We start from the raw sequence: 23225 nt of genomic DNA, 5'->3' as shown, positions 1-23225 counted from the left end.
TAACGCTTTCATTTTTAAAAAGAGGTAAATACTGAAGAATGAGAAAGGAAGACTTGAAAATAAGTATGGAAAAATAATATTTAGAGCAAATAAAAAAGCCCCAGCATGACGCTGAGACTGTGCCGTTTTTTATAGGAAATCAGATACTTCTTCGATGTCAAAACGATTGCTTTTGTGAGCTTCTTTTGCTGCTTTCCCGACAGAAATCAACATCACTGGTTCGTATCGACCACTCACATTGAATTCTTTTACGTACGCTTCTTTGCTGAAACCGCCCATTGCGCATGTATCATATCCCATTGCTTTCGCCGCAATCATTAACTGCATAGCAGCTAACGAAGCGTTTGAATACGCAGCTTCACGTGCATATTGCTCGCTTTGGTAAGCACCATTGATTTGCGTCATCAGTGTTTCTTTAATATCTTCTGTGATGAAGCCTTGTTCTGCTAGCTCACTGTAGATTTTTTCACCCTTTAGATTGGCTTCAAGGTCACCTAGCACAGCAATCACAGCTGATGCTTGAGAGACTTGTTTTTGGTTGTAAGCAATTGGAAGAAGCTTTGCTTTTGATTCAGCACTATGGAAAACAGTGAAATGCCAATGCTGAAGGTTCCAAGCAGATGGTGCTTTTGTTGTGATATCAAGAAGCTCTGTTAACTCTTCTTTTGTCATTTCATGAGTTGTATCATACTCTTTTACTGAAGCTCTTTCTTTTAAAATGTCAATCGTTTTTTGATCGCTCGCCATATGGATATTTCCTCCCGTTTTTGCAAATAGTATGGTACAATAAATAAAAAAGTGAGAAACTTACTTATTGTAACTAGAGATATATTTTAAATTGTATACCGTTAGTTTGTCAAACGATTATGAAAAGAAAGGCTGAAATATATGGAATTTCAATTATGTCCAAACATTCAGCAAGCTTTTTTGCTTCTTGGCAAAAGGTGGAATGGTCTCATCATTCATGTATTGCTTGATGGTCCGAAGCGGTTTAAAGACCTGACGGACATTATTCCATCCATCAGTCAAAAAATGCTCGCAGAACGCTTAAAAGAGCTTGAGCAAGAAGGAATCATAAAGCGCACTGTACTTCCTGAAACGCCAGTCAAAGTCATCTATTGTCTAACCGAAAAAGGGAGTGCATTACATGGTGTGTTCGGAGAAGTATCGCGCTGGGCAGGGGAGTATGCTGGATCTCATGTAAAAAAGGAGCAAGCCTAGTTTTAGGTTTGCCCAAACGTTTTGTCTCCTAATGAATATGCTGATGTTAGGCACATGACAAAGGAGGAGAAAAGCATGTACCCTCATACTCCGTATTTTCGAGGCGGTGCCCCTGGCATTCCGCCATATGAATCTAGAGTCCCTTTGTTTTTTGGTTTTGGCGCTCCTTTAGTCGGCGGACTGCTTGGCGGATTTCTAGGAAGTGCGATTTTTAATTATCCTCGTCCATATTACCCGCCACCACCACCGCCTGTTCCACCACCTTATGGCGGCGGATATCCACCATATTATTAAGAAAAAAGAGTAAGCCTGCTTCCATTTCAAAGCAGGCTTTTTATAATGGAATATCAATTTCAGAAATGCCTGGATCATCATGCTTTAAAAACATAATTTCTAAAATACCATCTTGATACGAAGCCTTTGTTCCTTTTCTTTTCACAGCAGCAGGCAGGACAACCTTCTTTTGTTTATTCTCTTCAGGAAAATGATCAATAAACAGCAGATTGGCTGTATGTTTGATTTTTACTTTTTCCGTGTTCGGACGATCGAGCTCTATTTTGACAAACACGTGATCTGTCGTCTCAAATACTTCAACATTCGGCTCTTTCTTTTTTTTATCGTCTGTCTCTCTTGTTTTCTTCTGCTGAGACAGCGGATCCTGAAAGGGGAATTGAGCAGAATAATTGGAGCCGAAAACACTTTCCATGACTTGATTGACATATTGCTCAACGTCTTTAGGATCTGAATTTTTTAACGCTTCTTTTGAAAATTGCTTTTGAAAAGGAAATAATCGGTTCCAGTCAAACATGCAAATCATCCTTTCTAAATGCCCTGAATTAGTATATGCCCATAAAGTGATGTGCGTGCTATAATATACGATAGGTTTAGAAAGGAATGGTTAGATTGAACGAACAACAATCAAAAGGTGTCTTATATACGGCTGCATCTTTTACATTATGGGGATTGTTCCCATTATATTGGAAACTGATGGAGCATATTTCGTCAGGCGAAATTTTAGCGCACAGAATAGTATGGTCCTTTATTTTTATGTGCGGTATTCTTTTATATTTAAAGCAAGTCCGTCCAGCGATGCAGACTGTGAAAGGTCTGATGATAGATGGAAAAGCACTTTTTTCATTACTTTTATCGGCTATTTTAATTTCGGTCAATTGGTATGTATACATTTGGGCGGTAAATCACGATCTTATGCTGGAAGCGAGTTTAGGGTATTATATTAATCCGCTTGTATCAGTTTTACTAGGCATCATTTTCTTAAAAGAACGACTGAATAAAATGCAAACCACCGCCATTCTCATTGCCGCAGCTGGGGTCATCATCTCAACTGTTCAGTACGGCTCATTTCCTGTCGTGGCTTTCGTATTGGCTTTTAGTTTTGGGTTTTATGGGCTGATTAAAAAAAGGATGAGTTTTACGAGTGCCATTGGATTAACCATTGAAACACTGCTTCTTGCACCAGCTGCGCTTGTTTACTTATTCTTCTTCTTAAAAGAACCTGTTGTCACGATGAATCCGAGCAGCTTCGGCTCTCTTGGGCTATTATTTTTTGCAGGTGTCTTTACAGCTGTACCGCTTCTTTTATTTTCTGAAGGGGCCAAAAGAATTCCTTTATATCAAGTTGGTATTTTGCAGTATATTGCACCGACCATTACACTCTTTTTGGGGCTGTTTGTGTATCACGAACACTTATCTGCAGCAAAAATCGTGACATTCCTCTGTATTTGGGTGGCGATTTTACTATTTACAACCTCTCAACTGCGAATGAAAAAAACAGCGAATTCTCATTAAAGAGACGAAGCAGTTTGCTTTTTTTTGCAGGCGGATCATGTCATAATAAGTTGTTACCAAAACTGTAGAGGTGATCACATGTCATCAGTCGATGAGCTTGCACACGCTTATCAATCTTTATGGAAAAATCGGCAGCTTGATGTAGTGGATATGACTTCATTACACGAGGCGATACAAGATGATTTGCTTGATGCACGCACCCATCCTCGCGCAAGAAAGTCATTACATCAAAAGTATGTACTCGCTGTGGAAAGAATTTTAGAAAGCACGATTGAACAGGGTCATCAACTACAGCTGATCAGCTTACATACAAAAAAGCTGCGAGAACTAATTCAAAATGAAGGAAGGAACCACTCATGAAACCAATTCAAACGGAAGATGTCACAGCACATCTTGAATCGTTTTTAAATCGGCCAGTCTTCGTTCATCTTGAAACGACAACTGGTTCTTATTCAGCTCATGTGAATGAGCAAAATATGACGGTCGTGGCGTATATCCGCAACGCAAAAGTCGTCTATTCACAGGCAAAAATAAAAGGACAAGGTCCATACCGTGTCGGGATGAAAACAGAAGATGGCTGGATTTACGCAGAAGGTTTAACCGATTACGTGTTTGATGAACAAGGCCGCCTGCTGTTAGCAGGACACCTGCCAGACGGAAAACTAGCGATCTCATTACAAATTAGTGAAACACCATTTCAGGTGTAGGAGAGAGGGGAACAGTGATGAACGAACATGTACTTGTGATGCTGCCTCACCCCGACGATGAATCCTTCGGGGTCGCAGGGCTCATCGCGCAAAGCAGAAAACGTGGAATTCCAGTGACGTATGCATGCGGGACACTTGGAGAAATGGGAAGAAATATGGGAAGTCCAACATATGCTAACCGTGAGACACTTCCTGAATTAAGAAAACAGGAATTAATCAATGCATGTAAAGAAATGGATGTCACAGACTTGCGTATGCTTGGTCTTCGGGATAAAACGTTGGAATTTGAAGATGATGAGTATTTAGCGGATGTGATGGAAAGTATTATTGATGAAGTGAAACCAACCCTTATTGTCACATTTTATCCAGGTCATGGTGTACACCCTGATCATGACGCGACAGGTGAAGCGGTCATTCGTGCTCTATACCGCAAGAAAAAAGAAGACCGTCCCGTCACATACTGCATGGCCATTACGAAAAATCGAGAAGAAGTGCTAGGAAATGCCGATATTGTGATTGATATTACGGATGTAGCCGATATCAAATTAAATGCACTAAGAGCGCATAGAACACAAACAGAAGGCATGCTAAGAGAGCTTGAACAAAAGTTGAAAAACAAAGAACCAGTCGTTCAAAAATGGTTTGATGAAGAAATTTTCTGGACGTATCAATGGAATGACTAAATGAAAGGCAGCTGACTTCAGTCAGCTGCCTTTTCCTGTTGCAGAATGCATACGTCTTTCAATTAACCTGAGACGAACAAATAGGACGATGGCACCTGCGGCAAGCCCAGTAATCAGACCAATCCAATAACCGAACGCTCCAAATGAGGTATACGTGCCAATCAAGTAGCCAGCTGGAAGGCCGATGACCCAGTAAGAGACAAACGCAGCAATCAGTGTATAATTCACATCTTTATACCCGCGTAGAGCTCCCTGAATTGGTGCGGCGATCGCATCTGACAGCTGGAAAAAGATCGCATACATCAAAAAGTGCTGTGTCATTTGTAAAACAGCTGATTCAGTTGTATATAAACCAGCGATCTCAGGTCTAAATAACAAGATGAGTGCTGCGGTACATAATGAGAACAAAACAGCTGTTGCAATGCCAATATAGCTGTAGCTTTTTGCGTCTTTATACCGCATGGCACCGGCTTCAAAACCTACAACAATCGTTAAAGCCATTGAGATACTAAGCGGCAGGATATATAAAATAGAAGCAAAGTTCATCGCTGCTTGGTGACTGGCGATTGTCACGGTATCAAAGTGACCCATTAAGAGCGTGACAGCTGCAAAAATACTTGTTTCAAAAAAGATCGCAAACCCAATAGGGATACCGATTTTCAGTATTTGACCCATTCGGGAGACGTTAAAGCGAGGTAATGTCTGAAACAACCGAAAGGACGCAAACGGTTCGGCTTTGATGACAATACAAATACTCATGATGAAAATCGCCCAATACGTCAGCGCAGATGCAAGACCTGCCCCTGCACCGCCTAGCTTTGGAAACCCAAAGTTTCCAAAAATAAAGAGATAATTTAAAACAAAATTAATAGGAAGTGCGGTTAACGTAATGAACATCGTCACACGTGTTTTTCCTAATGCATCAATGAACGATCTCATGACTGAATAACCAAAAAGCGGGATGATTCCAATAGCAAGGAAGCTGAGAAAATGACGGGCAATGATTTCTACGGATGGTTCAAGCCCAAGTCTCCCTAAAATAAAAGGAACACACAACGATCCAATGACAATCACCACGATACTTAAAAGAAAAGATAAATAAATGGCCTGAAATACTGCACGAGGAACACCTTCCCTGCGGCCGCCTCCCATCAGCTGAGCCACTATAGGGGTAACAGCCATTAAAATACCAGCGAGACCAGTATAAACAGGTGTCCAAATGCTCGAACCGATGGCTACACCTGCTAGGTCTTCTGCACTCACTTTTCCAGACATCACCGTGTCTAAAAATGTGATGAGCGAAAGACCTGCTTGTGTAATTAAAATCGGAATCAATATGGTTAAAAATTGTGCCAACTTTGCTCGAATACTATTCGTTTCTCTCATCATAAGTTCCTCTCTGAACAGAAATAACGAGAGGAATTATATCACGCTATGTAAAAAAATCAATTCTCCGTCGGATTATTTTTCTTTGAGGGCTTCGTTTTTTTGAACATTTGGGCATAAATAAAAGAAAGACTGACAACACCTAAAATGCTGCAAGCATATTGAATCACTTTTTGAATGGTCATATTGAATTCACCTCCATACAAATAGAATGTGCACAATTTGTTATTTTATGACACAAGCGAAAGAAGGAGGGACATGGTGAGATGATCAATCGCACAAATGAAGAAGCGATGTTTAAGTTAGAAATGAAATCTCATTTAACGCAAATTATGATGGATGCAAGGAAAATCGTCGATTCACTTGACCAGACGGAACAATGCCTTCTTTGTGAACTCGAATCATTGCATGATCAGTTTAATGAAATGCATGCAGAGGCTTCCTCGTTTTATTTACAAGCATATATGGAAGAATTCACACCAGGTTTTTCTCAATTTTCTTTAGCCATTGAGAACTTATCAAAACAAAAGCATGGCGCACTGATTGTGATTCAAAGGAGAGATGAGGTGGAGGATTATATACAAAAAGGGACAAACCTCCATGCGAAAATTAGCGCATCATTAATAGAAAGCATTTTCTATCCTGGAAACCCACTTCATGATGGCGCCCTTTTAGTAAAAGAAAACACGCTTGTTTCCGCTGCAAATGTCCTACCGCTCACCTCAAAAAAAGTCAGCCCTTCTCTAGGCACAAGACACCGGGCGGCCATTGGACTTTCTGGCATGACTGATGCCCTTGTTCTTGTGGTATCAGAAGAAACAGGGAAAATGTCGTTTGCGAAAGAAGGCGTCCTCTATCCGTTAACTGTAAAAGACCAAGAAATCAGAAAGTAAACATGAAAACAGCATTCTTCTTTGGGAAGGGTGCTTTTTTTATTGAGGAGAAAAAACAGGCAATTAAGTAAAAAGTCATTTGATACAGAAAAATTTGTCATGTAGAATAGAACTATGAAACTAGCAACGTGCTTGTTTTGACAAATTTCTAAACGTCAACTTAAAAATTCCTTAAAAATTGTTTATAAATACAGCAAACAGCCGATAGAAACGATATGGCTTTGTTTTAGCATTTTGAGTTTGCTGCTCTAAAACCTATTTAGTATTGCCCAACGTCTTCATGTCGAGTAATATTATAGAAATAAAGATAAAATAGTGCAAGAGAAGCAGAACCATTAAATGCTAAACTCAAAACTAGTACATAAGTCTTATGGGACGAAATCATGAAAGGCGGAGATTCATCTATGAAGAAAAAAGTAGTAACCGGCCTCACAGTTTCAGCGATCGCGGGCTCAGCTGTTATTGCTGCACCGGCAGAAGCACAGACGATCAAGGTGAAAAGCGGTGACTCACTTTGGAAGATTGCCGAACAGTACAACACAAGTATTTCGGAACTTCAATCTCTTAATCAATTAAAAACGACGATGATTTTTGCAGGACAAAGCTTAAAGATTCCTAGTGCAAAAAGTTCAAAATCCAGCTCATCAACAAGTTCAAAAGCAACGAAATCAAGTGCTTCAACAACATCTAGCTATACAGTCAAGCTTGGGGATTCATTATGGCTGATTGCGAAGAATCACAAAATGTCAGTTGCAAGTTTGAAAAGTTTGAACAGCTTAAACAGTGACCTCATTCGTCCTGGACAAAAGCTGAAAGTGTCTGGAACGACGAAAACGAGCGGCAGCCAGTCCACAAATTCAAACTCAACATCTAATTCTAGCTCAAGTAACAAATCAACGAATTCTAATAGTTCGTCGTCAGCATCTAGTACATATAAAGTGAAATTAGGCGATTCACTTTGGAAAATTGCCAATTCGTTAAATATGTCGATTGGTGAAATTAAAACATTGAACTCGCTAAAATCTGATACGATTTATCCAAATCAAGTATTGAAGGTAAAAGGAACGGTGACGTCAAAACCAAGTCAGCCGAAAGCACCTGCTCAACCTAGCACGCCTTCAAACAGCAATCAGTCTTCAAGTAGTAAAACAACATCTTATACGGTTAAATCAGGTGATTCATTATGGAAAATTGCGAATCAGTTTAAGGTGCAGGTTCAATCAATCCGCACAGCAAACAGCTTGAAAAGTGATGTGCTGAGAATTGGACAAGTATTAAAAATCAACGGAACAGCTTCCGGTTCAACTGGATCTAATGGTTCTACGTCAAACGGTTCAACAACACCGGTCAACAATAATAAAAATGACGTTCCAATGAATGCCAAAATCACGACAATGATTCAAGAAGGTAAAAAACTCACAGGCATACCTTACAGATGGGGCGGCAATACACCAGCTGGATTTGATTGTAGCGGCTTTGTTTACTATCTCATTAATAAGGTTTCATCAGTATCTAGATTGAGTACAGCAGGATACTGGAATATGATGACGCCTGTCAGCACACCACAAGTTGGAGATTTTGTTTATTTCACAACGTACAAAGCAGGTCCTTCTCATATGGGACTATACCTAGGTGGAGGAGATTTCCTTCATGCAAGTGACAGCGGAGTAGGAATTTCAAACTTAAGCAATCCTTATTGGAAAAAAGCCTACCTAGGTGCGAAACGTTTCTTCTAAAAAAGCCGATCTTCGGCTTTTTTTGTTTGCCTTCTCATCAGTTTGTCCATACTGATAACAAAAGGGGGCAGTCATAAATGAAAAAGTCAGTGTGGATGATCATGATATGTTTGATCTTTACCGCATCAGCATGTCATGCACCGCCGAAAAAAGAAACGACAGAAGAAACAAGAGAAGTTGCCGCACCTAAACAAGCACCAGTCACAACGTCACTCATAAACGAAAGCGGACAAAAAATAGGGAGCATTGAAATAAGAGAGTCCTCAGAAAATGGGCTGGATCTGCATGTGAAAGCGAAAGGACTGCCGCCAGGTCCTCACGGCTTTCATATTCATGAAACAGGAATATGTGAAACTCCAGATTTTGAAACGGCGGGGGCTCACTTTAATCCGACCCATAGAGAGCATGGCTTCGACAACCCAAAAGGGCATCATGCTGGAGATATGCCTAATTTAGAAGTAGGGGCAGATGGACAAATTGATGTTGTCGTGAATGTACCAGATGTGACGTTAAAGGGAGGCCCAAATCAATTAATCGATCAAAACGGGCGAAGTTTCATCATCCATGCAGAAGCAGATGATTACTTAAGCAACCCTTCTGGCAACTCAGGGAAACGCATTGCTTGCGGAGCCATCACAAAAGAAATGGTAAAATAACAGAAGACGAACCTTTATGTATTGAGTGCATAAAGGTTTTTTTAGTATACTTGGTGAGGAAAATGATCGAAGAGAGGAATTAATCATATATGTTTAACCAACCATCACTCCCAGAAGAAATTCAAGCAATGATCGAAGCAAAAGGAAAAGTTCTCGAAGAAGAATTTCGTCCGCTTATCGGAACAGGCGGCTATGAATCACAAGATACGTCTATTATTCAAGATGCCATGATTGCACTTGCCCTAGGAAAGAATGTTCTGTTAAAAGGACCGACGGGCTCAGGTAAAACCAAACTAGCAGAAACTTTATCTGCGTTCTTTCAACAGCCGATGCACAGTGTAAACTGCTCAGTTGACCTTGATGCAGAAAGTCTTATTGGCTATAAAACCATCCATAATGATGGACAAGTTGCTTCTATAGAATTCATTGAAGGACCCGTTACAAAAGCAATGAAAAAAGGACACCTTTTATATATTGATGAAATCAACATGGCAAAACCAGAAACACTGCCTATTTTAAACGGTGTGCTTGATTACAGAAAAATGATGACAAACCCATTTACAGGTGAAGTCGTTAGAGCAGAAGAAGGTTTTGGCGTGATTGCAGCAATCAATGAGGGATATGTGGGGACAGTGCCGCTCAATGAAGCGCTGAAAAACCGTTTTGTCGTCATTGAAGTTCCTTACATTGGCGGTGGCATTTTAAAAGAAGTACTGCACACTCAGTCCGTATTAAAGGATGAGCGGTTAATCGATCAATTCGTACAGCTCTCATCAGATCTCATCGTCCAAGCACACAATGGACAGGTCAGTGAAGAAGCCGCATCCATTCGCGCACTGTTAGATACATGTGATCTTGCGCAATATATTCCGCCGCTTCGTGCAATTGAACGAGGAATTGTAGAGAAGCTAGAAGATGACCGGGAAAAAGCAGCGGTAAGAAATATCGCTCAAACATTATTCGAGTGAGGTTCTGACTTTTGAAATTCATCAAATTTAATGACAGCAGAATCGATTCATTTCTATTTATGGAATTAACGGATTTAGCCAAAACACTTGCCAAAAGTGATGATGTGGAGCTTGAATACGGTGTTCAATCGTACTATGAACCGTTTGAAAAGAAAATTTTCATCAGCCATTTTTGGGATGATCGTCATCAAGAGGATATGATGGCAGGCCTAAAAAGTGATGTGTTTCTGCGAGCAGTAGGGACAGTGTATAGCGATCTTACAGTGTTTGAAGACATCATTTCCTATGCCCACACATTATCCATTCCTGATGTGTGCAAACAATTGTTTATGCTGTTTGAAGATATCCGCATTGAAGAGCGGATTAAACGTGACCGCCCAGGAACAAAAAAGGTATTTAAACGGAGAAGAGAGCTTTACAGACGTCACTTTAAAACACAATTAACGATTAACCAAGAGCGCAGTATTTTAACAGATGCACTCTTTTGTGCGATATACGTGAAGCTGACAGCCGAATCTCCGCTTGAAGAAATTCCACCCCTTCATGAGCGGATAGATCCAATGATTCCGTTTATTGAGTCGAGTCTTGAACGTGTATATGACGCACGCTCGACATCTGATATCGCCACTATTGTGAAGGAATTGACAGAAGGCTTCGATGAGCTCCTTGAAAAGGATATGCTGAATACATACTTTTTCTTCCCAGAATTGGACTATGAAAAAGCGGCAAAAGAACCGCTTTTCCATGACCTCAAAAGAAAGCCAAAATTAAGTGAGGATATAAAAGTCGATCGGGAAAAAGAGGGGGATGAAGACATCCATAATGAATATATGGAAGTATGGCATAGAGAAACGGAAGCACCATCTAAAAGTTTCCTTCAATTTGATTTAGAACACGGTGGTAAAAGCGATCTCGGTAAAGATGCGGCAAGAGAAGGTGACGATGGAGATCAGGCGCTTGGAACGGTTCAAGGTTCAGCCAAACAAACCCATCGAAAAGACTATTCAAAGCTTGAAGCACTAGAAGAGGCAGAAGGAGAAGAAAGCGGGGCAGATTCGCATGAGAATGGAAAAGAAAACAAATATGCATTTCCAGTCATGATTTCACCAGAATCTCCTTCACCAGAGCAAGTAGATGTGTACAGGCAGCACGCAAAGGCAATCGAGCCTTATCAGAAACGCTTAAAACAAATGATTCAAAAAACACTTGAGCATAAAAAATCATGGCCAAAAACAGATCTTCATGCAGGACGTCTCAGTAAAAAGCTCATTCGTTATTTTACAGAGTCCAATCCTCGACTATTTTATAAAAAACAAGCGCCATCTTCTCAAATTGATGCTGTGTTCACTTTATTAGTTGACTGTTCTGCGAGTATGTTTGACAAAATGGATGAGACAAAAAAAGGGATTGTTCTGTTTCATGAAGCTTTAAAATCAGTGCAGGTACCTCATCAAATTGTAGGGTTCTGGGAAGATACAAATGACGCAACTGAAACAAGTCAGCCGAACTACTTTAACACCGTCGTATCGTTCAAAGATTCCTTATTTGACGCAGGACCATCCATCATGTCACTTGAGCCAGAAGAGGATAACCGGGACGGCTATGCGATTCGCCAAATGACAAAAATGATTTTAAAACGAAGAGAAGAGCAAAAGTTCCTCATTGTTTTCTCAGACGGAGAGCCGGCTGCATTCAGCTACGAACAAAATGGGATCGTGGATACACATGAAGCGGTTCTCGAAGCGAGAAAAAAGGGAATTGAAGTCATCAATGTGTTTTTATCCAATTCTCCGATTGAAGAGGCGCAGATGAAAACGATCCAAGATATGTATGGCAAGTTCAGCATTTTTGTACCGGATGTCGATACATTGCCAGATGTGCTATATCCATTACTCAAGAAATTGCTGCATAAAAGCATTGGGGCATAAGGTTTTGCCCCTTTCTTTAAAATATTTTTCGGAATGATTTAAATTTTTTGTTTTTCTTTGAATTTTTTATCTTTAATTGAACAAAGAATGTAGAAAGTAATCCGAAACAGTGGTAGAATATGATTGGAAGCGTTTTATTACATAAATTTGGTCATTGTGTTCTGGAAGTTATATCGAGATAGTGTTCAATCACTTGATGATCAAAGTTGGGGGTAGTGTTCAAAATGTTTCAAAATGATGTGAAACAACCGTTGAGTTGGGAAGAATTTCATGGTCCGAACCTCGGCTACGTGCTCGAGCTCTACGATCAATATGTCCAAGATCCTACTAGTGTTGATGAAGACATAAGAGGCATATTTGATGAACTTGGTGCACCACCGAGTGAAATGAAGGAGGAAATTGGGAAAAAAGAAAATAGCGTAGTTACTTCTGAACAAATCCAAAAGATAGCATCAGTCGTTAAACTGGCAGAAGACATCAGAACGTATGGCCATTTAAATGCTTCCGTCAATCCTCTTCGCAAAGAAAAGGAATTACAAGAGCTGTTTCCATTAAAGGAATACGGTTTAACTGAAGAAGACGTTAAGAATATTCCAATATCAATTATTAGTCCAGATGCACCTAAACACATTTCAAACGGCATAGAAGCCATTAACCATTTGAGAAATACGTATAAGCGTACCATTTCATTTGAGTTTGATCATGTACATGACTTCGAAGAGCGAAACTGGCTCTCTAAATCTATTGAGTCTGGTGAATTATTTAAGAAAAAACCAGCAGATAAACTAGTTTCTGTACTCAAAAGATTAACAGAAGTCGAGCAATTTGAGCAGTTCCTTCATAAAACATTTGTTGGACAAAAGCGTTTTTCTATTGAAGGATTAGACGCACTTGTTCCAGTACTTGATGAAATTATATCCGAGTCTGTTACACAAGGGACTTCAAATATTAACATTGGAATGGCACATAGAGGCCGTTTAAATGTATTAGCACATGTGTTAGGAAAGCCATATGAGATCATTTTCTCAGAATTCCAGCATGCACCTAATAAAGAGCTTGTACCATCAGAAGGCTCTATTGGCATCAGCTACGGATGGACAGGGGATGTAAAATATCATCTCGGTGCTGACCGCCAAATCAAAGATGAAGATACAAAGAGTGCAAGAGTCACACTTGCCAATAACCCAAGTCACTTGGAATTTATTGACCCGATTATTGAAGGAAGCACTCGTGCAGCGCAAGAATCGCGTACTCAAAAAGGCTATCCAGTTCAAGACGTTGAAAAAGCGTTAGCCATCTTAATTCATGGGGATGCTGCATTTCCTGGAGAAGGAATTGTCGCAGAAACATTAAATTTAAGTCAATTAGTCGGCTATCAAGTGGGGGGAACGATCCATATCATTGCCAACAATATGATTGGATTTACCACAGAAAGCAATGAATCTCGTTCAACGAAATACGCTAGTGACCTTGCAAAAGGTTTCGAGATTCCAATTGTTCACGTCAATGCAGACGATCCAGAAGCTTGTTTAGCAGCTGTTCAGCTGGCGGTAGAATACCGTAAACGGTTTAAAAAGGATTTCTTAATTGACTTGATTGGCTACCGCAGATATGGCCATAACGAAATGGATGAGCCTTCTACTACTCAGCCAATGCTGTACGATGCGGTCAGAAAGCACAAAACGGTCAAGAATATCTTCGCAGATAAGCTTGTCACTGAGGGCCTTCTGTCAAAAGAACAAAGAGAAGAAATTGAGCAGGCTGTCACGGCAAAAATTGAAGAAGCTTATAAAAAAGTGCCTTCAAAGAAAGAACATACGATTCAAGAAATCGAACTGCCAGAGCCTGTATCTAACGGCTTCCCTGCAGTTGATACATCTGTAGAGTTTGATGTATTAAGAAAGCTGAATGAAGAATTAATTAGCTGGCCGAAAGACTTCCAAGTATTCGGTAAGCTAAAGCGGATCCTTGAAAAACGTGCAAAAGTGTTTACAGATGATCGCAAAGTGGAATGGTCACTTGGTGAAGCACTGGCATTTGCATCTATATTAAAAGACGGTACGCCGATTCGAATGACCGGACAGGATTCTGAGCGAGGCACATTTGCTCAAAGAAACCTTGTTCTTCACGACAGTCAAACGGGAGATGAATTCATTGCTCTTCATGAACTGAGTGATGCAAATGCATCATTTACAGTCCATAATAGTCCACTGTCAGAAGGCTCTGTCATCGGGTTTGAATATGGTTATAATGTCTATTCTCCTGAAACATTAGTGATTTGGGAAGCTCAATTTGGAGACTTCGCAAATGCGGCTCAAGTGTATTTTGATCAATTTATTTCAGCAGGCCGCGCCAAGTGGGGACAAAAGTCAGGGCTTGTGATGCTCTTGCCACATGGATATGAAGGACAAGGTCCAGAACATTCTAGTGGAAGAACAGAACGCTTCTTGCAATCAGCTGCTGAGAATAACTGGACAGTTGCGAATCTGACAAGTGCAGCTCAATACTTCCATATTCTTAGAAGACAGGCGAAAATGCTGCTTCGTGAAGAGATTCGTCCTCTTGTCATCATGACACCGAAGAGTCTGCTTCGTAACCCGAACACATTATCCGAAGTCCAAGAACTAACAGATGGACAGTTCCGTCCAGTTCTTGAACAGCCGGGCCTTGTGCATGATCATGAAAAAGTAACACGCCTTGTGCTATCGAGCGGGAAGGTATCGATCGATATTAGTGATCGTTTTACTCAAATGGAAGACCCAAAAGATTGGCTTCATATTGCGAGAGTGGAACAATTATATCCATTCCCAGCCAAAGATATTAAAGCTATTTTATCAAAACTGACGAACTTAGAAGAAATCGTATGGGTGCAAGAAGAACCGCAAAATATGGGCGCTTGGGGATATATTGAGCCATATTTACGTGAAATTGCATCTGAAAAAGTGAAAGTACGTTACATCGGCCGCAGAAGACGTTCAAGTACGGCTGAGGGTGATCCAACTGTTCATAAAAAAGAACAAGAACGAATTGTATCTGATAGCTTGACTCGCAAAAACTAAGGGGGAAATGAAAAATGGCGGAAATTAAAGTACCTGAACTAGCGGAATCAATCTCGGAAGGAACAATTGCTCAATGGCTAAAACAGCCGGGCGATTATGTTGAGCAGGGGGAATACCTGTTAGAACTTGAAACAGATAAAGTCAATGTCGAATTGACAGCTGAAGAATCTGGTGTTCTAAAAGAAGTACTGAAAGATTCTGGTGACACTGTCCAAGTTGGAGAAGTCATCGGAACGATTGCAGCAGGTGAAGCTGGCGGAAGCGAGTCCGCAGCTCCAGCACCTGAGCAAGATTCTGCACCAGCTTCGAAAGAAGAACCAGCAGCTGAACAAAAAGAAGAGGCAGCAAAAGAAGAGCCGAAATCTGGTAATGGCAGAACGATCGCTTCTCCAGCAGCTAGAAAACTAGCAAGAGAGAAGGGGTTAGACTTATCTGAGATTCCAACCGCAGATCCGCTGGGCAGGGTACGAAAGCAGGATGTAGCTTCTTACCAAAAGAATGAAGCTCCTGCAAGTGCACCGAAAGCCGCGCCAAAAGCAAATGCTGCGGTGCAAAATGATCAAACAGGGAAACCAGTTGAGCGTGAAAAAATGTCACGCCGCAGACAAACCATTGCAAAACGTTTAGTTGAAGTTCAACAAACGGCAGCCATGCTGACAACATTTAATGAAGTCGATATGACAGCTGTAATGGATCTAAGAAAGCGTCGCAAAGATGCCTTCCTTGAACAAAACGATGTGAAACTGGGCTTCATGTCCTTCTTCACAAAAGCAGTGGTAGCAGCACTTAAAAAATATCCACTTCTCAACGCAGAAATTCAAGGTGATGAGCTTGTCATTAAAAAATTCTATGACATCGGTATCGCTGTAGCCGCCAATGAAGGGCTTGTGGTACCAGTTGTCCGTGATGCAGACAGACTATCATTTGCTGGAATTGAAAAAGAAATCGGTCATCTTGCGAAAAAAGCAAGAGATAACAAATTATCGCTCAATGAATTACAAGGTGGATCATTCACGATCACAAACGGAGGAACATTTGGTTCTCTGCTTTCAACACCAATTTTAAACAGTCCTCAAGTTGGAATTTTAGGTATGCATAAAATTCAGCTTCGTCCTGTTGCAATTGATGAAGAACGCTTTGAAAACCGTCCAATGATGTATTTAGCTCTTTCATACGACCACCGTATTGTCGATGGTAAAGAAGCTGTTGGGTTCCTTGTCACGATTAAAAATCTACTTGAAGATCCTGAACAGCTATTGCTTGAAGGATAATCGAAAGAAGAAAAAGCTAGTACCGATGAAGGTACTAGCTTTTTTTCTCTTTATTTTCTGGGTAGCCTCTTTTTGACCAAAATGTTGCCAGCCAAGAGCCAGATAAATTATGCCATACGCTAAAAATGGCACTGGGGACGGCGGCAAGTGGAGAAAAATGTGCGGTCGCAAGGGCTGCGCCAAGTCCAGAGTTTTGCATCCCTACTTCTATTGAAATTGCTCGTTGAGAAGGAATGTCCATTTTACACCATTTTGCAATGAGGTAACCCAATAATAGACCAAGAGCATTATGTAAAACAACAACGGCAAAAATAAGCAGTCCAGATTGTAGAATCTGTTCTTTATTTGCGCTGACAACAGCTGCAATGATGGCGACAATGCCAGCAACAGATACAAGTGGGAGTGCTTGTACAGCATATGTCACTTGTTTTTTAAAAAACAATTTGACGATGACACCTAAAATAATCGGAATTAAGACAACTTGGACAATCGACAAAAACAAAGCACCCGGTGATACAGATAACCAAGATTTTGCAAAGATATAAATAAAAACAGGGGTCAAAATGGGAGCAAGTAGGGTCGAGATCGTTGTCACGGCAACGGATAAGGCCGTATTTCCTTTCGCCAAAAAGGTCATTACATTGGATGCAGTCCCGCCTGGACAGCAGCCAACGAGAATGACACCAACAGCGATTTCAGAAGGCAAATGTAACCCATAGGCCAATAAAAATGCAATGAGTGGCATCAGTGTATACTGCGCTAAAACCCCGATCAATACATAAAGAGGCTTTCTAAAAAGCTCTTTAAAATCTTCAGAAGACAGCGTCAGCCCCATACCAAACATAATAATGCCAAGTAAAAAAGGGATATAAGGTCCAATCAAAGAAAATGCCGCAGGAAAAGTAAAACCTAGACAAGCAAAGACAATGACCCATATAGCGAATGTTCTTCCTGCAAAGTGACTAATGTGTAAAAGGGTGTTCATACTATCTTTCAACTCTCTTTCTTTTCATATCTTTTCTATTTTAAATGAATTTTCTGAAAAAACAACCTATGATTTTGTAATGGGTGTTCATAATATTATTATGTAAACTAATAAAAACCCACATAGTAAATGAACTATGTGGAGTATGCGATCAAAAAGGTGTCCATTTCACTTGTTGAGCCTGTTTTAGTCTTGCTTCTGGCTCACGCCAGTCAACGACATTCCACCACCGTTCTACATATTGCGCCTTTTCATTTCGATATTGGAGGTAATAGGCATGCTCCCACACATCAAGAGCAAGAAGGGGGATGACGTCCCATTGCGAGAGGAACTGATGGCGCTCTGCTTGTAAAATGTCTAAACGCTGAGATCGCGGGGACCATACAAGGATCGCCCATCCGACACCTTCTACTTGTTTGGCAGCAGCTGAAAAATGTGACTTGAACGCTTCATAACTGCCAAATGATTGATCAATGAGACGAAGCATTTGACCAGTAGGTTTTCTTTTTCCTGAAGGACTCATTGAAAACCAAAAGATACAATGTAAATAATGTCCTGCCCCATGAAAGGCAAGCTCACGTTCCCAATGCTTGATCATCGTAAAGTCATTGGTTCTTCTTGCTTTTTTTAGCGCAAGTTCAGCTTGATTTAGCCCATCAACATAAGTTTGATGATGCTTTTGATGGTGCAAGTACATAATTTCTTTTGAAATATAAGGTTCGAGCGCGTCATACCGATAAGGCAGTGGTGGTAACTGATGATTTCCAACTGCTACATCGCGCACTTCTTCGTGTGGCTGCATGTCTTCTGCAATCCTTTCGGCTAGTTCGTACCATTCTTGTTCACTCGAATGGTCATCCTCCATTTTGAGTCGTAAATGTTCCACTTTTCGATGGATATTATCATCTTGCCACACATGTTGAATCGTGCTAAGCCACTCTTTGAGCTGTGAGCGATATTCTTCTTTATTCATGTATACGCCTCATTTCCTCTAAAAATGTAGAACAAGCCATCATCGGAAACACAAATGGGTAGCTATGATAGGTGATGTAAAATTGTTTTGGTAGTCCAATGCCGACTGGATAGTACATGGCTTCTTCAGTATGGTGATGGTTCACTAAAAAGGAGACAGCTTTCAAAATGGCTGCGTTATTTGCTTTCTCATATTGGAGGAGCGCCTCTGTCGCCCATGCGGTTTGAACCACTGTGCCAAAGGGAAGCGGGACATAGGTTTTCAGTTCTGCACTTTTACACGATTCTCCGAAACTGCCATCTTCAAGCTGAATCTGCTTTAGGAAACGGCACGCTTTTTGCACAGCAGGGTGTGAGGAGGGGATGCCGGCCGCTTTCAGTCCTGTTAACGCTGCCCAAGTTCCATAAATATAACAAACACCCCATCTGCCAAACCATGATCCGTTTTTCTCCTGGTGGTCAATGAGCCATTTTACACATCGATCTTTTTGCCTGAGAATCGTGGGTGAAGCAGTATCTTTTTCTTCTAAACCAATCAAATGGAGCACACGGCCAGTAATATCAGGAGTTGACGGGTCAATCGCCGCATCCTCCGCAGATTCAAGCGGAAGGTGACGAAGCAGAAAGTGATCTTGATTTTTTTCGAAAGCAGAAAAGCCGCCATCACGGTTTTGCATGGAGAGAAGCCAGTCATATCCTCGTTTCCACTGAAGTGGAGTGTATTCCTTTGGGATCGCTTTTAACACAATTTGCGTGTCATCACAATCAGGATTATTCGTATTGATATGTGAGAAACCAAAGCCACCAGGAGCAGCATGCCAGTTATGAACTGCCCAATCCGCTTTCTTCATTTGCTGCCGGTCCAGCAAATAGATGAAGGAATTCATGATCATGGGATCTTCTCGTTTTCTTCCTGATTTTTGAGAAGCGTAACTGACAAGCGCTGTATCCCACACAGTCGAGGTGGAATTCTCAGCATATATCTTGCCTTGACAGGAGGTGACGAGCTTTTTCATACCCCTGACTGCTTTTTGGATGAGATGATGTCCAGGGGAGTATCCAAGGCTCATGAGGGCATAGACCATAAAGATGGTTGCACTTAAGTAACTGTACAGCGTCCCATCTTTTTCAAGACGGTCAAACATGTATCGCTTTGCCGCTTCATATCCGAAAAAGTCGAGCCGGCTGTCGAGGGCTGTATATGACCGCATATACATGAGGAAGTGATCAGTCGAACGTTCTTCTCTTGCCATAAACCAGTCAAATGGATTTTTAGACATGTTTTCATCAAGATGGGCTAATGACGGAAACGTAGCATGAGAGGTATACCGTTTGTTCAGTGCGATCATCATGGGTACAAAATGAATCCTTGCATAGGCACTAAGGTGGTAGAAGTGCAGCGGAAAAGACGTAGGGATGAGTAAAAGGGAAAGAGGTGCATAGAAGTAGGGCCAAGGGTGCATGCCATTTACGGCAAGCATCCACTTTGTCATAAAATGAACGTTCTTTAGTCCACCTTTTGAGCGAATATATTGTGCTGCTTTTTCCATATGGGGCTCGTCTTTTTGAAATCTGCCAGATGCGAGCATTCCGCAATAACCTTGTACTGTAGCTGTGAGATGTCCCGACTGGTCATGATACAAAGAAAAGGAACCATCTTCATTTTGTTTGGCATGTATTGCTTCGGCCAATTGATGGATCAATTGCTGATCAGGGTCACCAACGGCTTTTAACAGCATAATGAAAAAAGCATTTGTCATCATAGGTCCTTCAAAGCAGAAAATAAATGCGCCATCTTCTCTTTGTCTACGTTCTACCTGCATGTGCAGTTCATCGATATATTCGTTGACTCTCGTTTTTAAATCTTGCATTCGGCCATGCTCCTTTCCTTTATCACTATATTCAGGAGTCGGCCTGTCACATGACAGCTCAAAAAAAGCCGATGACATCGTCACCGGCTCAGCGTGTCGACAAACCCTCGCATTCTTTGTCAGTCCTGCGTTCCGGTGCTCACGAATGTCAAATTCGCTCCGCTCCAGTACTCGTCCTTCCTAGACTGCAAAGGTTTTCTATCACGCTGAAAAAAAGACAAAAGGCTAAAATCAAGTTCATTTTAGCCCTTTGTCAACAATCTGAGCCGATGACATCGTCATCGGTTTTCTTAAATGATTAGTCTTGCAGATTAATCCACACGCTTTTGACTTCTGTATAGTTGTTAAGGGCATATGATCCCATTTCTCTGCCAAGGCCTGACTGTTTATATCCGCCAAACGGGGAGGCGGCATCAAAGACATTATAGCAGTTGACCCAAATGGTTCCTGCTTCTAGGCGTGCAGCGATATCGTGGGCATGCTTTAAGTTTTCTGTCCACAGTCCTGCCGCTAACCCATAGTCAGATTGATTGGCCCGTTCGACCACTTCATCAATGGAATCGTAAGGAATCGCAGATAGAACTGGACCGAAGATCTCTTCTTTTGCGATTGTCATTTCATCTTCTACATCTCTAAAGACAGTAGGGGAGACGAAATAGCCTGCTTCATAAGGGCAGTCACCACCGACTACGGCTGTTGCACCTTCTGACTTCCCTTTTTCGATATAACCTAACACACGTTCATGCTGCTCTTTACTCACTAGAGGCCCAATCTGGGTATCATGATGAAGACCAGCTCCTTGTTTTAAGGATGTCGCATATTTAGCCATTTGATCGACAACTTCATCATATTGGCTCCGGTGCACAAAGACCCTTGATCCTGCACAGCACACTTGGCCTTGGTTAAACATCACGCCGTTTAATGCACCTGGAATGGCTTTCTTTAAATCGGCGTCTGGTAAAATAATATTCGGCGATTTTCCGCCAAGCTCTAAAGTAACACGCTTGATGGATTTGGCTGCTTTTTCCATGATCAATTTCCCAACACTTGTTGATCCAGTGAAAGCCAGCTTATTGACATCAGGGTGATCGGTTAATGCTTCACCGGCTGTTTCACCAAATCCAGGAACGATGTTAATCACGCCTTCTGGGAATCCGGCTTTATCCACTAATTCAGCTAAATATAAAGCAGATAGCGGTGTTTGTTCAGCTGGCTTTAAAACGATGGTGCAGCCTGTTGCTAGTGCAGCACCCATTTTCCACATGGCCATGAGGAGCGGGAAGTTCCAAGGAATGATTTGTCCCACAACGCCAACAGGCTCATGGCGGGTATAATTAAAATATCCCTGGCTGACAGGAAGGGTTTGTCCAGTCATTTTTGTGGTCCACCCTGCATAATAGCGCATGTGCTCAATGGCAAGAGGGATATCCGCATTGGTTGTTTCATTAATTGGTTTTCCATTATCAAGTGTTTCCAGCTGAGCTAGTTCTTCTTGGTGTTCTTCCATTAAATCTGCCAGCTTAAACATCAAGCGGGCACGTTCGGCTGCAGACATAGAACGCCAAGGTCCATGGAACGCCTTTTTAGCAGCTTTTACTGCCTCATCAATGTCGGCTGCACCTGCTTCATATACATCAATAAGGGTTTCTCCTGTGGCAGGGTTAGGTGTAGAGAATGTTTTGTTATCATGACTTGTGACAAACTGACCGTTAATGTAGAGTTTTTTCGTCCCTTGGAGAAAAGATTCGAGTTTTGAACTGATTTGAAGTGTTGTAGAGCTCATAAATAAACAAACCTCCTTAAAGATATGGGTTGTTCTGCGAGTTCTAGGTGGAAAAAGTGGACATGAAGCAATTTGTATACGCACACAGATGTAAACGTATACATTTATCATATTACACGACATGTTTGAAAGCAATCGATAACACTCATTGCATTTCATGAAAAATTGGCTACAATAAATGTATAGATGAAAAAAGGAGTTTTTAAATCATGATCCATCAAAATTGGCAAACGGCTGAAACGGTAAAACAAGTAAAATGTGTACATACAAATGCGAAAAAATATATGGTTGACCGGGCATTAACGGTTGGACACACATATGATGTGAAAAATGAAACAGAGGAATTCCTCTTTGTCGTTGATAATACGGGTAAAGTAGGCGGGTACTACAAAGAGTATTTCGAAGACAATTCTGCTGAATGATTTTGATGGTCATCACTCATACTAAGAAAAACAGTAAAGGGTGATGAAGATGAAAAAGCAACAGCAAGAAGAGCAGAAACATCAAAATGCTTGGCATGACAATGAAGATGCTGATATGGCGATTACACTTGAGCAGATTTCTGATGTGTATGCCGAAGGAACGATTGATACCCCAAAAGATGAATAGTCATTTAAAACAGTGATTTTACATAATCACTGTTTTTTTATGGTCCCATAACGAATGATTTCTTGAAAAAAAAATGAAACTTTTTTCCTGCTTTAACAGTCTAAATAAGTAGAGGAAAGAGCATCGGATCAAAAAGAAAAAGTTAAATGAAATTTAATCTATTCGTAATGGAATAACGACGATTTATAGCGTATTCTATAAGTGAGAATAAAACGTACCCACAGAGCCGTGTGGCCGTTTTGTCATAAAGGAATTTGATGCAGGAAGAGGGGGTTTACGTGGGTATTTTTTCTGTCAGTAAACAAAATGATCATAAAAAATTCGAATCCTTATTAATTGAAGGAGAAAGAATTGAGGCTGTTTACAGACTGCGTCACGACCAAATTTGTTTCACTAATAAACGACTGATCTTTGGCGATAACCGCGTATTTTCTAAAAAGAAAGTCAGGGTCTCCTTGCCGTATCGATCAATTGAAAGTTTTGCCATTCAAGAAGCTGGCGTGTTTGATCAGGACACTGGTATGCTGCTTGTTACAAGCTCAAAAGTATTTGAACTCGATTTTTCTAAAGATACAGATTTGAGTGACGTGCAGGCCATTTTAACAAAACATCTTTGCTGATCAACGATGCGATTACATAGATCACATGCACTTTTCTCATTCTTTGTTCTTATTTTTATCTATCGCATATC

Annotated in this window: 24 protein-coding genes; 16 read left to right on the top strand and 8 right to left on the bottom strand. The window is 41.0% G+C overall.

The features are described from left to right. Nucleotides 1–129: 129 nt before the first annotated feature. Nucleotides 130–747: a nitroreductase family protein gene (locus tag ASG46_RS10015; RefSeq protein WP_017359679.1), complete on the bottom strand. Its 618-nt coding sequence runs from the start codon at nucleotides 745–747 to the stop codon at nucleotides 130–132. A gap of 141 nt (nucleotides 748–888) precedes the next feature. Here ASG46_RS10015 and ASG46_RS10010 point away from each other — a divergent pair, with 141 nt between their 5' ends. Continuing rightward, a complete protein-coding gene (locus ASG46_RS10010) occupies nucleotides 889–1221 on the top strand; it encodes a winged helix-turn-helix transcriptional regulator (RefSeq protein ID WP_008346466.1) in 333 nt (110 codons plus the stop codon). Nucleotides 1222–1296: 75 nt separating this feature from the next. Beyond that, a complete protein-coding gene (locus ASG46_RS10005) occupies nucleotides 1297–1515 on the top strand; it encodes a hypothetical protein (protein WP_003215921.1) in 219 nt (72 codons plus the stop codon). A gap of 40 nt (nucleotides 1516–1555) precedes the next feature. Here the strand turns inward: ASG46_RS10005 and ASG46_RS10000 are convergent, their stop codons facing one another. Then, entirely contained in the window at nucleotides 1556–2029 is a 474-nt protein-coding gene (locus ASG46_RS10000; protein WP_039165520.1) for a spore gernimation protein GerT, read from the bottom strand. A gap of 86 nt (nucleotides 2030–2115) precedes the next feature. On the opposite strand from ASG46_RS10000, the gene rarD reads away from it, so the two are divergent. The 4 genes from rarD to bshB2 all read left to right on the top strand — a co-directional run bounded on the left by rarD (nucleotide 2116) and on the right by bshB2 (nucleotide 4417). Next, nucleotides 2116–3027: an EamA family transporter RarD gene (gene rarD / locus ASG46_RS09995; RefSeq protein WP_039165518.1), complete on the top strand. Its 912-nt coding sequence runs from the start codon at nucleotides 2116–2118 to the stop codon at nucleotides 3025–3027. Between the two features lie 78 nt (nucleotides 3028–3105). Next, nucleotides 3106–3387: a hypothetical protein gene (locus ASG46_RS09990; protein WP_041091271.1), complete on the top strand. Its 282-nt coding sequence runs from the start codon at nucleotides 3106–3108 to the stop codon at nucleotides 3385–3387. Beyond that, nucleotides 3384–3734, top strand: a complete 351-nt coding sequence (locus tag ASG46_RS09985; protein WP_008346474.1) for a YojF family protein — start codon at nucleotides 3384–3386, stop codon at nucleotides 3732–3734. Before ASG46_RS09990 ends, ASG46_RS09985 begins: the two co-directional genes overlap by 4 nt. 17 nt (nucleotides 3735–3751) lie before the next feature. Then, nucleotides 3752–4417, top strand: a complete 666-nt coding sequence (gene bshB2 / locus ASG46_RS09980; protein WP_024718573.1) for a bacillithiol biosynthesis deacetylase BshB2 — start codon at nucleotides 3752–3754, stop codon at nucleotides 4415–4417. A gap of 21 nt (nucleotides 4418–4438) precedes the next feature. Here the strand turns inward: bshB2 and ASG46_RS09975 are convergent, their stop codons facing one another. Both ASG46_RS09975 and ASG46_RS21435 read right to left on the bottom strand, forming a co-directional pair. Further along, nucleotides 4439–5803 (bottom strand): MATE family efflux transporter, encoded by a 1365-nt coding sequence (locus tag ASG46_RS09975; RefSeq protein ID WP_047946570.1) that lies wholly within the window; start codon nucleotides 5801–5803, stop codon nucleotides 4439–4441. A 59-nt stretch (nucleotides 5804–5862) separates the two neighbouring features. Next, nucleotides 5863–5988 carry a hypothetical protein gene (locus tag ASG46_RS21435; RefSeq protein WP_003215647.1) on the bottom strand — a complete coding sequence of 42 codons (126 nt, stop codon included), beginning with the start codon at nucleotides 5986–5988 and terminating at the stop codon, nucleotides 5863–5865. 81 nt (nucleotides 5989–6069) lie between these two features. Here ASG46_RS21435 and cdaS point away from each other — a divergent pair, with 81 nt between their 5' ends. The 7 genes from cdaS (at nucleotide 6070) to odhB (ending at nucleotide 16314) form a co-directional block, all read left to right on the top strand. After that, the gene (cdaS, locus tag ASG46_RS09970; protein ID WP_056704350.1) at nucleotides 6070–6696 is read left to right on the top strand and encodes a sporulation-specific diadenylate cyclase CdaS; all 627 of its coding nucleotides are present in this window, start codon (nucleotides 6070–6072) and stop codon (nucleotides 6694–6696) included. A 404-nt stretch (nucleotides 6697–7100) separates the two neighbouring features. Continuing rightward, nucleotides 7101–8432: a C40 family peptidase gene (locus ASG46_RS09965; protein WP_056704786.1), complete on the top strand. Its 1332-nt coding sequence runs from the start codon at nucleotides 7101–7103 to the stop codon at nucleotides 8430–8432. A 77-nt stretch (nucleotides 8433–8509) separates the two neighbouring features. Further along, entirely contained in the window at nucleotides 8510–9088 is a 579-nt protein-coding gene (locus ASG46_RS09960) for a superoxide dismutase family protein (RefSeq protein ID WP_007500730.1), read from the top strand. A gap of 89 nt (nucleotides 9089–9177) precedes the next feature. Beyond that, on the top strand, nucleotides 9178–10056 hold the full coding sequence (locus ASG46_RS09955) for an ATP-binding protein (protein ID WP_017367449.1): 879 nt from the start codon (nucleotides 9178–9180) through the stop codon (nucleotides 10054–10056). 11 nt (nucleotides 10057–10067) lie between these two features. Then, complete coding sequence (locus tag ASG46_RS09950) at nucleotides 10068–11984, top strand: vWA domain-containing protein (RefSeq protein ID WP_046343786.1); 1917 nt, start codon at nucleotides 10068–10070, stop codon at nucleotides 11982–11984. 224 nt (nucleotides 11985–12208) lie between these two features. After that, the gene (gene sucA / locus ASG46_RS09945; RefSeq protein WP_019743271.1) at nucleotides 12209–15043 is read left to right on the top strand and encodes a 2-oxoglutarate dehydrogenase E1 component; all 2835 of its coding nucleotides are present in this window, start codon (nucleotides 12209–12211) and stop codon (nucleotides 15041–15043) included. 14 nt (nucleotides 15044–15057) lie between these two features. Further along, nucleotides 15058–16314 (top strand): 2-oxoglutarate dehydrogenase complex dihydrolipoyllysine-residue succinyltransferase, encoded by a 1257-nt coding sequence (gene odhB, locus ASG46_RS09940; RefSeq protein ID WP_046343784.1) that lies wholly within the window; start codon nucleotides 15058–15060, stop codon nucleotides 16312–16314. A 34-nt stretch (nucleotides 16315–16348) separates the two neighbouring features. Here odhB and ASG46_RS09935 read toward each other — a convergent pair whose 3' ends face one another. The 4 genes from ASG46_RS09935 to ASG46_RS09915 form a co-directional block, all read right to left on the bottom strand. Continuing rightward, the gene (locus ASG46_RS09935) at nucleotides 16349–17299 is read right to left on the bottom strand and encodes a bile acid:sodium symporter family protein (RefSeq protein WP_046343782.1); all 951 of its coding nucleotides are present in this window, start codon (nucleotides 17297–17299) and stop codon (nucleotides 16349–16351) included. 151 nt (nucleotides 17300–17450) lie between these two features. Next, complete coding sequence (locus ASG46_RS09930; protein WP_046343780.1) at nucleotides 17451–18272, bottom strand: superoxide dismutase; 822 nt, start codon at nucleotides 18270–18272, stop codon at nucleotides 17451–17453. Beyond that, nucleotides 18265–20142, bottom strand: coding sequence for a terpene cyclase/mutase family protein (locus ASG46_RS09925; RefSeq protein ID WP_056704348.1), 1878 nt, complete (start codon nucleotides 20140–20142; stop codon nucleotides 18265–18267). Before ASG46_RS09925 ends, ASG46_RS09930 begins: the two co-directional genes overlap by 8 nt. Nucleotides 20143–20440: 298 nt before the next feature. After that, the gene (locus tag ASG46_RS09915) at nucleotides 20441–21925 is read right to left on the bottom strand and encodes an aldehyde dehydrogenase family protein (protein WP_017359492.1); all 1485 of its coding nucleotides are present in this window, start codon (nucleotides 21923–21925) and stop codon (nucleotides 20441–20443) included. 209 nt (nucleotides 21926–22134) lie between these two features. Here ASG46_RS09915 and ASG46_RS09910 point away from each other — a divergent pair, with 209 nt between their 5' ends. The 3 genes from ASG46_RS09910 to ASG46_RS09905 all read left to right on the top strand — a co-directional run bounded on the left by ASG46_RS09910 (nucleotide 22135) and on the right by ASG46_RS09905 (nucleotide 23154). Continuing rightward, the gene (locus ASG46_RS09910; RefSeq protein WP_017367443.1) at nucleotides 22135–22347 is read left to right on the top strand and encodes a DUF6501 family protein; all 213 of its coding nucleotides are present in this window, start codon (nucleotides 22135–22137) and stop codon (nucleotides 22345–22347) included. A 49-nt stretch (nucleotides 22348–22396) separates the two neighbouring features. Further along, nucleotides 22397–22534: a YozQ family protein gene (locus ASG46_RS20530; protein WP_017359491.1), complete on the top strand. Its 138-nt coding sequence runs from the start codon at nucleotides 22397–22399 to the stop codon at nucleotides 22532–22534. Nucleotides 22535–22812: 278 nt separating this feature from the next. Further along, entirely contained in the window at nucleotides 22813–23154 is a 342-nt protein-coding gene (locus ASG46_RS09905) for a PH domain-containing protein (protein ID WP_008346505.1), read from the top strand. Nucleotides 23155–23225: the final 71 nt, after the last annotated feature.

Origin of the sequence: Bacillus sp. Leaf49 (assembly GCF_001426125.1) — a bacterium.
GTDB classification, from domain to species: Bacteria; Bacillota; Bacilli; order Bacillales; family Bacillaceae; genus Bacillus; species Bacillus altitudinis.
Note: the sequence above shows the minus strand (reverse complement) of the source record. Positions and strands in the feature narration are given on the sequence as shown.

Coding starts and splice junctions, on each gene's coding strand:
- ASG46_RS10015 (WP_017359679.1), bottom strand. CDS start 747: ATGGCGAGCGATCAAAAAACGATTGACATTTTAAAAGAAAGAGCTTCA.
- ASG46_RS10010 (WP_008346466.1), top strand. CDS start 889: ATGGAATTTCAATTATGTCCAAACATTCAGCAAGCTTTTTTGCTTCTT.
- ASG46_RS10005 (WP_003215921.1), top strand. CDS start 1,297: ATGTACCCTCATACTCCGTATTTTCGAGGCGGTGCCCCTGGCATTCCG.
- ASG46_RS10000 (WP_039165520.1), bottom strand. CDS start 2,029: ATGTTTGACTGGAACCGATTATTTCCTTTTCAAAAGCAATTTTCAAAA.
- rarD (WP_039165518.1), top strand. CDS start 2,116: ATGGTTAGATTGAACGAACAACAATCAAAAGGTGTCTTATATACGGCT.
- ASG46_RS09990 (WP_041091271.1), top strand. CDS start 3,106: ATGTCATCAGTCGATGAGCTTGCACACGCTTATCAATCTTTATGGAAA.
- ASG46_RS09985 (WP_008346474.1), top strand. CDS start 3,384: ATGAAACCAATTCAAACGGAAGATGTCACAGCACATCTTGAATCGTTT.
- bshB2 (WP_024718573.1), top strand. CDS start 3,752: ATGAACGAACATGTACTTGTGATGCTGCCTCACCCCGACGATGAATCC.
- ASG46_RS09975 (WP_047946570.1), bottom strand. CDS start 5,803: ATGAGAGAAACGAATAGTATTCGAGCAAAGTTGGCACAATTTTTAACC.
- ASG46_RS21435 (WP_003215647.1), bottom strand. CDS start 5,988: ATGACCATTCAAAAAGTGATTCAATATGCTTGCAGCATTTTAGGTGTT.
- cdaS (WP_056704350.1), top strand. CDS start 6,070: ATGATCAATCGCACAAATGAAGAAGCGATGTTTAAGTTAGAAATGAAA.
- ASG46_RS09965 (WP_056704786.1), top strand. CDS start 7,101: ATGAAGAAAAAAGTAGTAACCGGCCTCACAGTTTCAGCGATCGCGGGC.
- ASG46_RS09960 (WP_007500730.1), top strand. CDS start 8,510: ATGAAAAAGTCAGTGTGGATGATCATGATATGTTTGATCTTTACCGCA.
- ASG46_RS09955 (WP_017367449.1), top strand. CDS start 9,178: ATGTTTAACCAACCATCACTCCCAGAAGAAATTCAAGCAATGATCGAA.
- sucA (WP_019743271.1), top strand. CDS start 12,209: ATGTTTCAAAATGATGTGAAACAACCGTTGAGTTGGGAAGAATTTCAT.
- odhB (WP_046343784.1), top strand. CDS start 15,058: ATGGCGGAAATTAAAGTACCTGAACTAGCGGAATCAATCTCGGAAGGA.
- ASG46_RS09935 (WP_046343782.1), bottom strand. CDS start 17,299: ATGAACACCCTTTTACACATTAGTCACTTTGCAGGAAGAACATTCGCT.
- ASG46_RS09930 (WP_046343780.1), bottom strand. CDS start 18,272: ATGAATAAAGAAGAATATCGCTCACAGCTCAAAGAGTGGCTTAGCACG.
- ASG46_RS09925 (WP_056704348.1), bottom strand. CDS start 20,142: ATGCAAGATTTAAAAACGAGAGTCAACGAATATATCGATGAACTGCAC.
- ASG46_RS09915 (WP_017359492.1), bottom strand. CDS start 21,925: ATGAGCTCTACAACACTTCAAATCAGTTCAAAACTCGAATCTTTTCTC.
- ASG46_RS09910 (WP_017367443.1), top strand. CDS start 22,135: ATGATCCATCAAAATTGGCAAACGGCTGAAACGGTAAAACAAGTAAAA.
- ASG46_RS20530 (WP_017359491.1), top strand. CDS start 22,397: ATGAAAAAGCAACAGCAAGAAGAGCAGAAACATCAAAATGCTTGGCAT.